This is a genomic window from Brevibacillus brevis (assembly GCF_001039275.2).
GTDB lineage: Bacteria > Bacillota > Bacilli > Brevibacillales > Brevibacillaceae > Brevibacillus > Brevibacillus brevis_C.
Window position 1 is genome coordinate 6396216 of the sequence record NZ_CP030117.1, and the last position, 14074, is coordinate 6410289.

General features: G+C 45.7%; 17 protein-coding genes. 5 read left to right on the forward strand and 12 right to left on the reverse strand.

Features of this window, described 5'->3' with window-relative positions:
* Nucleotides 1-672: 672 nt before the first annotated feature.
* Entirely contained in the window at nt 673-1170 is a 498-nt protein-coding gene (locus tag AB432_RS30160) for an ATP-binding protein (protein ID WP_327378110.1), read from the reverse strand.
* Nucleotides 1171-1179: 9 nt separating this feature from the next.
* On the opposite strand from AB432_RS30160, the gene AB432_RS30165 reads away from it, so the two are divergent.
* A complete protein-coding gene (locus tag AB432_RS30165; RefSeq protein WP_048035450.1) occupies nt 1180-1404 on the forward strand; it encodes a helix-turn-helix domain-containing protein in 225 nt (74 codons plus the stop codon).
* A 264-nt stretch (nt 1405-1668) separates the two neighbouring features.
* On the opposite strand, the gene AB432_RS30170 is transcribed toward AB432_RS30165, so the two are convergent.
* Together AB432_RS30170 and AB432_RS30175 are read right to left on the reverse strand one after the other, a co-directional pair.
* Complete coding sequence (locus AB432_RS30170) at nt 1669-1854, reverse strand: hypothetical protein (RefSeq protein WP_048035451.1); 186 nt, start codon at nt 1852-1854, stop codon at nt 1669-1671.
* Between the two features lie 126 nt (nt 1855-1980).
* The gene (locus tag AB432_RS30175; RefSeq protein ID WP_162630277.1) at nt 1981-2658 is read right to left on the reverse strand and encodes a hypothetical protein; all 678 of its coding nucleotides are present in this window, start codon (nt 2656-2658) and stop codon (nt 1981-1983) included.
* Nucleotides 2659-2878: 220 nt separating this feature from the next.
* Between AB432_RS30175 and AB432_RS30180 the strand changes: the two genes are divergently transcribed.
* Both AB432_RS30180 and AB432_RS30185 read left to right on the forward strand, forming a co-directional pair.
* Nucleotides 2879-3184 carry a hypothetical protein gene (locus tag AB432_RS30180; RefSeq protein WP_048035453.1) on the forward strand — a complete coding sequence of 102 codons (306 nt, stop codon included), beginning with the start codon at nt 2879-2881 and terminating at the stop codon, nt 3182-3184.
* Nucleotides 3185-3216: 32 nt separating this feature from the next.
* Complete coding sequence (locus AB432_RS30185) at nt 3217-4155, forward strand: hypothetical protein (protein ID WP_048035454.1); 939 nt, start codon at nt 3217-3219, stop codon at nt 4153-4155.
* On the opposite strand, the gene AB432_RS30190 is transcribed toward AB432_RS30185, so the two are convergent.
* The 3 genes from AB432_RS30190 to AB432_RS30205 all read right to left on the reverse strand — a co-directional run bounded on the left by AB432_RS30190 (nt 4152) and on the right by AB432_RS30205 (nt 6251).
* The gene (locus tag AB432_RS30190; RefSeq protein ID WP_048035455.1) at nt 4152-5060 is read right to left on the reverse strand and encodes a DNA cytosine methyltransferase; all 909 of its coding nucleotides are present in this window, start codon (nt 5058-5060) and stop codon (nt 4152-4154) included. The genes AB432_RS30185 and AB432_RS30190 overlap by 4 nt on opposite strands.
* Before the next feature lie 440 nt (nt 5061-5500).
* A complete protein-coding gene (gene rlmH, locus AB432_RS30200) occupies nt 5501-5980 on the reverse strand; it encodes a 23S rRNA (pseudouridine(1915)-N(3))-methyltransferase RlmH (protein ID WP_048035457.1) in 480 nt (159 codons plus the stop codon).
* Nucleotides 5981-5984: 4 nt separating this feature from the next.
* Nucleotides 5985-6251 carry a CxxH/CxxC protein gene (locus tag AB432_RS30205; RefSeq protein ID WP_235617583.1) on the reverse strand — a complete coding sequence of 89 codons (267 nt, stop codon included), beginning with the start codon at nt 6249-6251 and terminating at the stop codon, nt 5985-5987.
* Nucleotides 6252-6253: 2 nt separating this feature from the next.
* Between AB432_RS30205 and AB432_RS30620 the strand changes: the two genes are divergently transcribed.
* A complete protein-coding gene (locus AB432_RS30620; RefSeq protein WP_162630278.1) occupies nt 6254-6664 on the forward strand; it encodes a hypothetical protein in 411 nt (136 codons plus the stop codon).
* 141 nt (nt 6665-6805) lie between these two features.
* Here AB432_RS30620 and AB432_RS30215 read toward each other — a convergent pair whose 3' ends face one another.
* Nucleotides 6806-8041: a S1C family serine protease gene (locus AB432_RS30215; RefSeq protein ID WP_048035459.1), complete on the reverse strand. Its 1236-nt coding sequence runs from the start codon at nt 8039-8041 to the stop codon at nt 6806-6808.
* Between the two features lie 281 nt (nt 8042-8322).
* Between AB432_RS30215 and AB432_RS30220 the strand changes: the two genes are divergently transcribed.
* Nucleotides 8323-8559, forward strand: coding sequence for a hypothetical protein (locus tag AB432_RS30220; RefSeq protein ID WP_048035460.1), 237 nt, complete (start codon nt 8323-8325; stop codon nt 8557-8559).
* Here the strand turns inward: AB432_RS30220 and AB432_RS30225 are convergent.
* Genes AB432_RS30225 through yycF form a run of 5 tightly spaced genes read right to left on the reverse strand, consistent with a single transcriptional unit; the run spans nt 8554 to nt 14055 of the window.
* Entirely contained in the window at nt 8554-9342 is a 789-nt protein-coding gene (locus tag AB432_RS30225; RefSeq protein WP_048035461.1) for an MBL fold metallo-hydrolase, read from the reverse strand. The two genes, AB432_RS30220 and AB432_RS30225, sit on opposite strands and share 6 nt — an antisense overlap.
* A gap of 43 nt (nt 9343-9385) precedes the next feature.
* Nucleotides 9386-10159 (reverse strand): two-component system regulatory protein YycI, encoded by a 774-nt coding sequence (locus AB432_RS30230; RefSeq protein WP_048035462.1) that lies wholly within the window; start codon nt 10157-10159, stop codon nt 9386-9388.
* The gene (locus AB432_RS30235; RefSeq protein WP_048035463.1) at nt 10146-11528 is read right to left on the reverse strand and encodes a YycH family regulatory protein; all 1383 of its coding nucleotides are present in this window, start codon (nt 11526-11528) and stop codon (nt 10146-10148) included. Before AB432_RS30235 ends, AB432_RS30230 begins: the two co-directional genes overlap by 14 nt.
* Nucleotides 11525-13348: a cell wall metabolism sensor histidine kinase WalK gene (gene walK, locus AB432_RS30240; RefSeq protein WP_048035464.1), complete on the reverse strand. Its 1824-nt coding sequence runs from the start codon at nt 13346-13348 to the stop codon at nt 11525-11527. The genes AB432_RS30235 and walK overlap by 4 nt, the downstream gene beginning before the upstream one ends.
* Nucleotides 13345-14055, reverse strand: a complete 711-nt coding sequence (gene yycF, locus AB432_RS30245) for a response regulator YycF (RefSeq protein ID WP_048035465.1) — start codon at nt 14053-14055, stop codon at nt 13345-13347. The genes walK and yycF overlap by 4 nt, the downstream gene beginning before the upstream one ends.
* Between the last annotated feature and the right edge of the window lie 19 nt (nt 14056-14074).

The window sequence follows — 14074 nt, forward strand, 5'->3', positions numbered from 1 at the left end:
TCTGTTATTAAACCGTGGCGCTCGGTAGTAATTGTTCTCTACTCGAAAATACTTGATTCAGTATACTGTTAGCTAGAATATTTTCTGTAATTGCTTTGTGCATACAGGAATGCCTTGTCCACTTTATTAACCCTCAAACTAATAAAATTAACCACACTTATAACATAGGTATATATTACTACAAACAAACGTTTGTTTGCAATTTTTTACCTTAGACTTAAGACTTATTATAATTTCGCTGTATTTTTATCTATAAATTTCCAATACTCAACCTCCTAAATTAAACTAACAGTTTCAAAAAAACCTCGATCTAAAGAGATACGAGGCTCGAAAAGACATCATCATTTTTCATTTGTTTTTACTCTAAACCTTCTTGTCCGATACCACTTTTTCAACATTCTCTCTTAAGCTTATTATTAGTGTTTATCAAATACAATCTCCTGCCTAATCCTGTGTACCATCACTTATGATAAGGCTCAGCTTAACGGGTCTATCGGCGAAAATTAAAGGGCACCCATAGTAGGTGCCCTTTGAAGTTCAGAACTGGAGTTCTGTGCTATACATAAATCTACAATTCACCGTTGCTTGCTTCCAAGCATTGATCTGAATTTGCTTTCATATCTAAATGGTGAAGTCAGAAGAAAGATCTAATCACACTATTAAAGTGTCAATCTAAACAAAAAATCTTCTGAACAAGTTTGGGTATTCCTCAGGTGGTATGGGGTCGTTATTTGGTCCCTTTCTAATGTAATATTTACCGTCATACAACGAAGGTTCATTTCTACTTTCAATTTGGAATATCAGTATTGATTTTTCATAGTAATTAATAAGTTTTATATTTCTTGAAATCTGATTTTTATCAGCTTCTGAAATTGGCATAGAAGCTATTCTTTGAATGATGAATTGGAAATAGCTATCAAGACCATTTTTATATTTTGATGCTTCACCCTGAATACCAGTAATATGAAATTTATTGAATAAAGTTGAACTTGTTCCGTAAATTGCTTCCACTCGTTTGGCTGCTACATCATTATCAGCTACTCCAATAATTACGTAACCAACAATATCCGGACCAACGTTGGCCATTGCAGTTAAGGTCTTAATAACTTTCTGAAAAAGTTCGTCATCAAACCCGCCATCACCTCCAAGCCTATGAAACCCTTGTTTGATGAGCGAGTTATGGCAAAAAAAGTTATCGTAAAGATACCGGAATTAATAAAGCGTAAGGGCATTTCATTACGCAAGTTATTTCTACTAACAGATATTCGGCATGCAGCTCTAAGCGAACTCTCTAACCAGAAGCGTCAAAATATTAACTTTCAACACATTGAGCGGATAGCTGATACTTTTGAGATCAACGATATTCGTGAGATTATTGATTTAATCGATACTGAGGATAAGTGAGTCGACTATAATTAGACGTTTTTTCTTTCTATCCTAATTTCCAAATGGTTACATACTCTTTAAACAAGGTAATTACAGCGCTATCCTCTCTGCCAATAAGAATCTCAGACTAGCTAAACGAAACAGCCCCCTACGACCATTACGTCGATTTAGGGGGCTGTTACTATTAAAGGGCTATACTTCTTCTATCCGCTTAATAGCTTAATAGCTTAATAATACTATTCTAGACAAAGTGGTTACTGGCGTTTAAGTTAGTTGGACTCTTCACCTGCTTTCCTCGATTGGTAGGTCTTTATATTTGCTCCAACAATCGTATCCTTTTAACAAGTAAGCTTGATACTGATGTTGGATCCATTCCTCAAGTTCCATATTGACGTTAACGTGATATTTCAACAAATACCTCTTCATCAGCTCATCAATTTGCTCTTGGACTTCTTCCCATTTCAACATCTATTACTTCTCCTTCCAACGATTCGCTTGGTTCTCCTGATCATACGAAACTAGGTGATGGAGTCCAAAGTCTCGTTTTGGAAGTTTTTACGTGTGTCCTGAATCGATTTATTGTGGAGAACTTCTTCATTCTCCGTTATTCCTAGTTTTTCCCTTTTCGCTCTCTTCTTCCTCGATAGCCGCATATACCTCGCCCAAGCCCACAGATGCATAGTATTCGCGTGTGGCCCTTTCCATCTCGGCAAAGACTTCTTCATGCTTCTCTTCCGGTATGAACTTCAGTAGGACAGCCGTGATCGCAGCTTCCTTTCCAGCCTCACGGTGTCTAATCTCTTCTACACCATACATCGTAAGTCCACCATGCTGCCCATTTGTAAGCTTGTTCTTCATCTCAATAGCCTTGATAGCCGTTTGTGGGGATATGACTTCCATCTCTCTCAGCGTGTCCATACCCTTTTGGATAATTGCATCAAGCATCTCAAGGTCAGCCCGCACTCTTGCCTTAGAACGTTTTGTAACGACTTTCTTCACGGGAAACGTATCGTCACTCTGTTTTTTAAACTTCTTCGTTTCAGGATCATATTCACGAACAAAACCCGTACCTTCGCGAGTAATTGACTCGTAGATCGTCTTATTACGCCGTTTGGCGTAGGTGTAAACGGTAGGCGTCGAGATTGAGAAGCCTTCGCTCCGTAGCCATTCAGCGCATTTATTCGAACTAATCCCCTCGTCTAGCATTTCGTCCAAGAACGGACGTTTTTCCCACTTTAAAAGCTTGTCTAACTTACCCGCCATCATGTTCACCCCAAACCTCGCTCGTAGTATCTATGAATATAGTCGGCATTTGTTTGGAGTTTTAAAAAGGGAGATAACGGGTGACTTGTTCGTTCACATGAACAATTAGACTATTAAATAGTTCACACGCAACTTTTAAACTTTAGTTACTTCTTCTTCCACATGGTCCGATTTTAGTATTTTTGTGATAACATTATTCTGAAAAGTTGGGAGCGGTGGCAAGTCAAACATGGTGAGTTTTGAGCGTGTTAAAGCTTCGGTGGGATTATCAAACTTTGTTGAATATTACGAAGACTATCGAAAATATTTTGATCAACCTTCTGCTTCTAACAAGGAACAGCTTGCCCAAAAGTTGTTGGTTTCGAATCTACAGGCGTCATCGATCGGTGCTCAGATCACTAGAATAAACAGCACCACTATCATTTTCTCAAATAAATGGGAAAAGGAGATTCTTATGGCAGCAATTAATTCAAGTCATCCGAGTGTTAAAGAAGCAATTAAGTCCAAGGCAAGGGAGTTATTAAAGAGCTTATAAGTTTCAAGGTAATCCAAGGGGGAAACTTAAAAATGCCTGTGGTAGTCGCAGAATATCTAGGACAGCGCACTGATATTGATGAGGTACAAATTCAACCAGTTGAAGAGGGTACACAAGTACAGTGCCCATTCATGGCTGGTTATTGCAGCAAAGTCAAAAAGAAATTAAAGCCAGTCTGTTCTGTACGTAAAACGGATGGAACGGTATGGATTACATGCCAGCATAGGCTTTGTGCTACAATAAATGGGCCATTAACAGATTATCAGTCAGGAGTACTTCATGATATAGCTCGTACAGTTTTTCATACTTCAGTTAGAGCAGAAGAAGTATGTGTACGTCGTGAAGTTAGAATGACAGTTAATGATGGGACAGACTATAACGCAGACTACATAATGACATTAACTTCAGGAAGAAGCCCATATTCTGGACCGGATAGATTTGTTTTAGAAATGCAAGGTGGCGGCGAAACATCACAAACGGGGAGAATCACAGCTCATATTGCGTCGTGGGAAAAAGACCCATTGAGGACAAACGAGTTGTTGAGACAGCCAGTTGCAGCTGGAACAATTGAAACAAATGCATGGAGAAGACAACAAGAGCAGTTTATTGTTAAAGGAAATATTTCAATGAAGACGTGGAAAGGTTATGGTATTGTATTTTGTGTAGGTGCACCACTATTTGACTATTTAAAAAACAAATTAGTAGAGGCAAACTTGCCCGATCTCCGAACCTACAACTGGACATTGGCACTAATTGGTTTTTCTGAGGCTACGGATGAAGAGAAGCGACCAGGACTTGTTCCCTACAAAGTTGACCCTAATAGGTTATTATTCACTAATTACCAAACCTTTGTTCAGGCACTTATAAATCAAGGAGAGCCAAGCCCTGATGCTTTCTCAGGAACATTCATGACCTTAGATGGAAGAGAAGTAGAGATACCTCGTGATGGAATAGTTGAAGGGCGGATTTAATCGCCCTTCTTTAAATTGTATTTCGTATCTACTTCCAAGATTCTTCGACCAATCCATTCTATTACTGGTACTGCAACTGCGTTACCTAAGCTTCTGAATCGATTTCCGTCCATCCCACTGGAAACCCCTGTAGCTTCTCGTATTCCGAAGGGAGCATCCGTCTGACAAATAGCATCTGAGCTTCCTCTGGAGTCAAGTGTATAGGTTTCTCCATCATTTCGGTATCCTTTAGCTTGTGGTCCTGCTGAAGCTTTTCGTCCAATTCCGGCATGCTGGATAGCAAAGAGATTTGCAGACTGATTGCTTTCGCCAGTGGTAAGGGAAGAGGTTTTCGTCTTTCCCAAGCCCTGTCGAGGAGCGATTGCAATTGGTCCCTGCTCAAAAAGCACCTCAGCGGCGCGCTGGTTTCGATAACTTGCGACAATGTAGACTCTTCTACGTCGTTGGGGTGTTCCAAAGTATTTTGCATCCAATACTCGCCATGCGACACAATACCCGAGTTCATCCAGTGTATTGATAACGACTCTGAAGTCGTTTCCGTTATTGCTATTAAGGAGTCCTGGAACATTCTCGACAATAACCCATTCAGGTCGTCCTTGTTCAATAAGTTCGGCATATTTGTAGAAATGTCCACTTCGGTCTCCTTCAAGACCTTTCCGTTTTCCTTGATTGGCAAGGGAGACGTCTTGGCAGGGGAATCCTCCGCACCAGACTTCTGCTTGTGGAACTTCGTCGATTGAAACGTCATTTATATCACCCATTAACTTAACATTTGGCCAGTGTTTACGCAGTACTTTTTGGCAAAAGGAATTCCATTCGCATTGAAAAACAACTTCCATACCTGCACGTTCAAGTCCGAGATCGAACCCACCGATACCACTGAAAAATGAAGCTACTTTTAACATAGGCAACAACCCTCTCGATACAGAACATACGTTCTCGCTTTCTATATTCTACGTAGGGAAGTAAAAATCCTTCTTCCAAATTAATTTTTATTCGTGCTTGTAAGTATACCATATGACCTTTTCTATGGCCAGTAAAATGTTGTTATCATAAACTCTAACGTACACCTAGAAAGTATTAGCTCCACTGCTTGCTCCGTAGCCCTTTGCAAGCCCGTATGATTACCCATTGGAAAAAATTCAAGGAGAACAGCCTCTACGGCGTTCTCCTTTGCGTTTTCGTGTGACAACATTCTGTTTTTCGAGGCTATATTACTCATACATAATCTCCATAGCCTCCATCTGCGCATAAGCCTCGCCTAAGCCAATGGTAAATCCTACATAGCTCTTCGACTACTTCGACCATTACCATAAAGCGTAAGTTCAAACCCAATTTTTCGCCGTTACTTGTGATACGGCTCCCCCCTACTAATCCGAAACGCCCGATAAACCTGCTCAAGCAGTATTAACCGCACCAACTGATGCGGAAACGTCATCTTCGAAAACGACAGCAACGCATCCGCCCGCTTCAACACCTGATCAGCCAACCCCAGCGACCCGCCAATCACAAACGCCACCTGACTACGCCCATGCAAAGCCAGCTTGTCCATCTCCGCAGACAGCTTCTCCGACGACCACATCTGCCCATCAATCGCCAGCGCAATTACATACTGATCCTGCTTGATCTGCGCCAGGATGCGCTCGCCTTCCTTGCGCTTCACCTGCTCCATCTCCGCCGCGCTCATCTCTTCCGGCGCCTTTTCATCATTGACCTCGATCACTTGCAGCTTGCAATAAGCAGATAGACGCTTGCTGTATTCATCAATGCCCTCACGCAAATATTTCTCCTTCAGCTTCCCTACTGTAATAATCGATATTTGCATGATCCTACATTCCCTTCTCTTTCAAAAGCGCAATCTGCCCAGGCTCTCCACATTCCCGGCAACGCTTGTCTACCCCATCGCCCTCAATCGCCTGTGCCGCATACGTATCCGGCGCCGCCTCAAAATCATTTACGTAATCATCCAACTCCTGCTCCAAATGCTCCATGCAAGCAAACCGCACCGGATATTCCACCAACAGCTCAACTTCTTTGCCTTCTATTTGTAAGCTTTTCATCTTCATGTCCATATCGAATGCCTCTTTTCCGTTCAATAATGTCGCTTCCTATTCTACCCCAGAACCGCAACAAAACAAATGAATCCGCCAAAAAGACATCGATGAGTTTACAATCATACGCCTTTGTATTTTATAGCTTTTGTTTTTTAACTTCCGACGGACAATTAAAAGCTGTAGAGAGAAAAAAGAAGAAAAAAGCGAAAGTCTTTGGGATACCATCCGAAGCGCAATGGAAAAAAAGAAACCTGCCTTTAGCGTCCACCTCTGAGACACTGCGTAGCTGCGCGACTTTGGACGCGGGTTTCTTTTTTTACATGGAGCTGGGCAGAACCGCCTCCCAGCAGGTATCCCAAGAACTTGAGCGTTTTCTTCTTTTTTCTCTCCTCCACCTAAAGCTCAACGACCAACGAACAAAAAAAGAGAGCGCCGTATCAGCTCGGCGCTCTTAAGAAGGGATCTATTAAAAAATAGATAGAGGGGGGAACTTCAGATACTGCATATATGCAAACGGGATAAAATGCATCCCGGAATTGCCCGTCAAAGTTTGTTTCCTTCACTGCCTGCCTTCAAAACGGCTTGGTCAATGCTTCTTACTGCTGTGGCGGAGCGGTCAGCTTCACTTTGGCAGTCTTCTGGATACCATCACGATAGTACGTAACGTTCATCGTATCGCCCGGCTTTTTGCTCATCGTCAAGTACTTGCGTAGCTGAGCACTGTTGGAAATGTCCTTGTTATCCAGCTTGACGATGACATCGAATTGTCTCAAGCCTGCTTCACCCGCAGGAGAGAATTTGCCTACCTCTGTTTGCACGACGACGCCGGCTTTCACATTGTCAGGCAGATTCAAGGTTTCTTTCCATTCGTAGCGCGGCACATTGGCCAAGTCGAGTGGCTGCACACCGAGGTAAGAACGTTCCAGTGTTCCTTTTTCCATCAGCTGGTCCACGATCACTTTGACATCATTGATCGGGAGGGCAAAACCTAATCCTTCTACCCCTGCTTTGGAAATTTTCAAGGTGTTAATTCCGATGACCTGACCCTCGATGTTCACGAGGGCACCACCGCTGTTACCAGGGTTGATCGCTGCGTCTGTTTGAATGACATCCAACTCCCAGTCGTCCTGGCCATCTTCGTTAAAGTCCATTGGCATGGAGCGTTCTTTGGAACTGATGATGCCTTGTGTAACGGTCCGGGAGAATTGCATGCCAAGCGGATTCCCGATGGCAATGGCCGGTTCGCCCACCTGTAAGGTAGAGGAATCACCAAACTCAGCAACGTCCGTAACCTTGGCAGCGTCGATTTCCAGTACTGCCAGATCGGTGTAACCATCGGCTCCGACCACTTTTGCCGATACTTTTTCACCTGTTGGCAGGGCAACCTCTAGTTTTTGCGCCTTATCGATTACGTGGTAGTTGGTAACGATGTAGGCTTTTCCGCCTTTTTTCTCAAAGATGACACCAGAGCCTTGGCCCTGCTCTACATCCATCGAGTTCTGCATCCAACTGTTTCTGCGCTGACCGATGTTGATTACACCAACAATCGCATTCTCCACTTTTTTCACCGCATCTACTGTACCAGAGCCGACACTTACAGATACTGGCTTAGCAAACAGGTTAGAAGAAGAAGAGGCATTGCTGCTTAGCGCATTTTCTGTTCCAGGCTTAACCATATTAATATATCCCGCATTGGAGAGAGTCGGCAGCGTGAGCAGGACGACCATCCCCCCAATTACCGCGGACGTTACCGACGTCACGACCATACGTCCAATACTTGAACCGCGTTGTTTCTTTCGCTCCACGTGAGTCAAATCATCATAAAACCCCATGATTCATACTCTCCTTTCTATCTTCTACCATTACTAGCTTTGCAGGTTTTTCATGCTCGTATACACAATGACATGCTCCATATTTGGTTTGCATGATTAATTTCGTTGATGTCTGTTTCCTTTTGACACCCTTAGTATACGACCCGCTTTCGGCAAAATGGCGTGAGAATTATGGAAAGGTTGTGGAATAGAAAAAAGCTCCCGGAATATTTCTCCGAGAGCACGGATATGATAGATTAAGAGCTTTTTCCTGCCAGACCAAATAGAAAGGATTGATAGACTTGAAAGAAGTCCATCTCATCGCCAAACTGGCTGACCTTCAGGAAGTAGACTACCACAATACGCTTGTCCTGCATGCCTTGATCGAGCTGCTCGTAGCCAAAGGACTGCTAACACATGACGAGCTGACTTCGAAAGTGAATGAGCTCGATACACAGTTAACTTTCCATATCGATACGTACGCGAAGCTCACAGAGCGCATCACCAGTCGTCAAGCGGGGATCAAACCGATCTTATAGCTCTTCCAGCTTGGTAGGTCGATCCGGGTACGTATCACGCAGATGCACATCGTTACCAACAGACAGCCCCCGCTCCTCCAGGATGTTTTTGACCGTCAGTCGGGCCAAATCAATCATGTTGTTTTCCTTACTCAAGTGGGCGAGGTATACACGTTCTGCCCCACCTGTTAGACAATCGAGCAAAGCATCGCCCGCCGCTTCATTGGACAAGTGCCCGACATCACTCAAGATACGTCGCTTGATACTCCAAGGATACTGGGACATGCGCAGCAGCTCAACGTCATGATTGGACTCGAACACATACGCATCTGCTCCACGAATCGTCTCCTTGATCCGATCGCTGACATACCCCAAATCTGTCGCGACACTGAGCTTTTTCTTGCCATGATAAAAACAGAAGCCCATCGGCTCGGCGGCATCGTGCGAGATTCCGAATGACTCGATGCCCAAATCCTCCAACTCTTTCTTTTCCCCCACAGAAAAGAAGCGTCGCTGATCTTCCTTGATCGTCCCGATTTGCCCATCCAGCTCCGACCACGTCTTATCATTGGCGTAAATCGGCAATCCATATCGTCTCGCCATGACGCCGACTCCTTTAATGTGGTCGACGTGCTCATGGGTAACGAGAATAGCGCTGAGCTCTGCTGGATTGACACCAATGGTCTCCAGTGCCGCTTCTGCCTGCTTTCCTGTAATGCCTACATCGATCAATACGGAAACACGGTCTGTCGCCACGTAAATGGCGTTGCCCGTACTCCCGCTTGCCAACACACTAAATCTCACCGAACATCCCTCTTCCCGTATCTTTCCCAGGTTGTCTATCTATTCAGCGCTGCGTTACCATCGGACGCTCCAGAGCCCCTGTAATCGCGTTGACAAAATGCCATTTGCCATCGTGAACCACGCGCCATACAGGCACCAGCGTCTGAATATCCGCATCGTAAGAACCGTAATAACCCAGGCTGACATTCTCAATCCGTTCCCCTGGTGAAATGATTTGCTTGTCCACCAGAGAGCGTAGTGCCGCATAACCAGAGATCACCTGTCGTTCCCCCTGCTGCTTGCGAAGGTGGAAAAAGGTCTGCCTGTATCCGAGTATCGTTCCGTTGTCCAAATACATTTCCAACGGCGCGACGAATACTGGCATTTTATCATAGACCTGCCAATACAAGAGGCGCGCTTGATTCGATTGATACGGATCGGCCACGTATTGATCGGAATAAACCAGCCTCGGACCAATTTGACGCAAGAGCTCCTGAGGATTCAGTTGACCACGAATCTGCATTGGTGGGTCCAGCTTGGCAGCCAGCGCCATCTTTTCTACCGTCGCCTGAAGTCCTGATATCTCATGCAAGGAAATCGGATTAATTCCGATATACTCCGCATCCAAATTGGACATTTCCGGTGTATCCTGCGGCACTTCTGTATCCAATGTGATATTTTGCTGATTCAAGTACAGCTCTGTATTCCATTTCTCGCTCTGCGCGACTTCCTTGTCATTCCACAGGCTAATGCGCGTCACATACACCTGATACAGGAGAAATAAATCGAGGAGAAGAAAGGCCCAGATCAGAATCGTTTTCGTCCTACTCCAATCCATGCGCTTTCCCTCCTCCCTGCTTGGTGTGCGCAGAAATATACAGGTTCGCCTGATTCGCCAATTCCACAACCCAGATTGGCATCAGGTCCACGTATCCTTCACCTACTTTGGTATGGTAAGCCAAATAAGCGTTCGTGATTTTTTCTGTGTCCGCCAGCTTTTTGTCGCGGATATATTGATACAGCTCCGGACCAGACATAACCGTCCACTCTTTGTTATCGATATACTTGTCCAAATCCAGCAGCGATCGGCTCATCGTCACAACCTGGCCTGCCTCTGAAGTAATTTGGATCGTATCGATCTGCTTGGCCTCCCCTTCGCTGATCAAGGGATACGCCCCCAAGTACTGGCGGAACGTGATCAAGTCCTTTTCATTGTAGCTCTTTTTGATTCGTTCAAAATGGTACTCATCCAGCCAGCCTAAGTGTTGATTCATGAAGGTAACGGCACTCTGCACTTTTTCTTCATCAGACAGCTCCTGATCCCGCTGTTGGTACGCCGGATCAGTAAACGTGAACGCCTGCTGCTCTGACCTCAATTGAATCGATCTGCTGCCATCTGTAAAAATAACCGTTTTGTCCCGCTCCATGATCTGTCTGACGAGCGATTGATCGATAAAGTAGGACTCGATCAATCTTTCATTTGTAACAGGTACGTAGCTGTAGCGGAATTGCTGCATGCGCATCTGATTCTTGGGCAAATAGTACGTGCTCCACGTGAGCGCAGGTCCTTCCAAATCAACGAAGCTTCGCTCTGGTTTGACGATTTTCATGATTTGCTCAGGCATTAAATCACCAGAAGCCAAATACGATTCTCGCAAATCCTTTGGGCTGATCGATGTTCGAGAACGCATCATTCGACCTTCCTCAGTCGACAAAAATAACGCGTAGACGACATCCTCGTCCTTTTCGTAGTACAACCACAATCGGTCAATCCCTTTCATTCGGTTGTCAAACTCATCCCGAAAGGTTACCAGCCGACCTACAATTGACAAGGGAACCGTGCTCCGAAAGCGCACTTCCAAACCCATCTTTTCCCGGGCAATATCTTCCCATTTCTCATTGGAGATGGTGAGCGGAGAAAAATCGAGAAAGATCCATTTCGACATTTCTCGCACGATCAAACTGTAAGGAGCATCGGTCGCGGATGCTTTCGTGTGGCGATCTTCCCCATAATGAAAAACAACGGATTCCGGGGTAACGAGCTGTTCGAGTTGTTTTTCCTGAACTGGCTTTGACTGCGTGTACTCTGCCGGTTCAATAAATTGAAGGTTAGGTTGATTCGACCACAACATCGCTGTCAAAACAAAGCTGGCAAGCACTAGCAAATTGAGTAAGACGGTCTTGGCAGGCTCTAGCATCCGCTTCATCCCGTTTTTCCTCCTTGGGCAAATGGCACCCAGAACGTGACTGTCGTTCCCACGTTCCATTCGCTTGTAATCTCGATATCTGCACCGTGTGCCTGTACTAATTCACGGGCAATCGCCAATCCCAGACCTGTTCCACCCTGACCGCGCGAACGCGCCTTGTCTACGCGGTAGAAGCGCTCAAAGATTCGCTTCAAATCGCGGCTGGGAATACCGATTCCTGTGTCGGTGATGGAGATTTGTACCCGCTTTTGCTTGTGGTTCTCTTTTGCCATGAGAACCACAGTGCCTCCTTGAGGCGTATACTTGATCGCATTGGACAAAAGATTATCCAACACTTGATTGATTGCATCCAAATCAATATAAACCGGCGGAAGCTTGCTCGGCATATCCAGACTGAGCTGAACCTCCTGTTGCTCACTGAACATGGAAAAACGATCAGCAGCATAGCGAAGCAATCGATTGATGTCCGCTTCCTTGCAATGCAGACGAACCCCCTGCGAATCAAAACGCGATAGCTGCAACAAATCGTTTACCAAGCGAATCATGCGTTCTGTCTCCGACGACGTAACCTTCAAGAACCGTTGGGACAGCTCTGGCTCTTCCACTGCGCCATCCAGCAGCGCTTCCACGTAGCTTTTAATGGTCGTCAGTGGTGTTCGCAGCTCATGTGATACATTCGCCACGAATTCGCGGCGCTGCTGCTCCAGTCGCTGCTGCTCCGTCACATCAGCCACGACAGCAATGATCCCGCCCATTTTTTTGCTATCGTGCTGCAAAGGAGTAAACGTCACACGCAGGATCACTTCTTCCTTATTAGGCAGCGTCATCTCAATGAAAAGTGGCTCTTCCTGCGCATAGAGCGACATCTCATCTTCTGGCGGCAGGCCCAACAGATCATACAAGGTGCGTCTCTTGAGAAGGACGTCAGCCATCGTCACCTGTAACATATCTTCTGCTGCCCGATTAAACAGGATGATCTGTCCATTCCGGTTAGCGGCAATAACACCGTCCGTCATGTTGCTCAAAATTCCCGCGAGCTTCTCACGCTCTTCCTCTTGCTGCAAAATCGCTTCCTGCAAACGCAAGGTCATATGATTAAAAGCCATACCGAGCTGGCCAATTTCATCATCGCTATAGACACGTACACTACTGTTAAAATCCCCGTCTGCCACCAATCGTGCCTGACGGGTCATCTCCTTCACAGGCTTGGTGATGGTACGGGCCAGCACGACCCCGAGCACCGCCGTAATGACCATTGCGATCATCGTACCTGTCCCCAAGATGCCGTTCATTTTACCAATCGTCGCATAAGTGCCTTCCATCGAAGCAATCATGTAGACCGCACCGTATACGATCTGGTCGCCCTTAACAGGTAGCGCCAATACTTTTACCCGCGCCCCCGTCTTCGGGTCGATCCGCATCGATTCACTGCGCGTCCCGAGCAAGGCAACCGTCACTTCAGGCTGCGAGGTCCGCTGTCCAATTGTATTTTTGTCCTCCGTCGTCGCAACCACGGTTCTTGTCTGGTCAATGACCTGCACATTCGCTCCGTTGATTTTTACCAGGTTGTTGATCAGGTTGTCGATGTCCTGGCGGTTTTGTTCGGCGTTGGATTCCTTCCCGTCATGCGGACGCAAATCACTTTCCAGCAAACTCGCTAACAAACTAGCTTGTCCATTCAATGCCTCGGAAAAGTTGTTGATGTAGTAGCTCTCGACTTCCCGGGCAAAATAGGCGCTAATAAATTGCATCGCAAGCAAAATCAACAGCATGTAAATGATGACCATTTTCCACTGAACGGTTTTGAACAGCCGCCTCATCCAGGCTGGCCTCCCATGCCGGGATTGCGTAATGTATAGCCCAAACCACGCCGCGTAATAATGTACTTCGGCTGGCTAGGATCATCCTCTATTTTTTCTCGCAAACGACGGATGGTCACATCTACCGTTCGCACATCGCCAAAATAGTCAAATCCCCAGACCGACTGCAGGAGATGCTCTCGCGTCAATACTTGTCCCTGATGGCGAGCGAGGTACACCAGCAGCTCAAACTCACGGTGTGTCAGCTCTAATGCTTCTCCCACCTTTTCGACGGTATACGAGTGCAAATCGATTTCCAGCTCATGCACGCGCAGTACATGCTGGCTATCCTTCTCTTCCACTTTCGAGCGGTTACGGCGCAAATGGGCCTTTACACGAGCTACCAGCTCCCGCGTACTAAATGGCTTCGTCACGTAATCGTCCGCACCCAATTCCAGCCCGAGTACTTTATCCAGTTCAGAGTCTTTGGCAGTCAGCATGATGATCGGAACATCATACGTTTGACGAACGGTTCGGCATACGTCCATCCCGTCTCTGCCTGGAAGCATAACATCCAGTAAAATCAGATCCGGTCGCTCATCCTTAACCACGACAAGTGCCTCATCACCATCGTAGGCGCATACGACCTGATACCCTTCTTTTTCAAACGTGAATTTCAAAATATCTGCAATCGGTTTTTCATCGTCAACTACGAGGAGTTTTGCCATCCTGCGCCCTCCTTTTTCC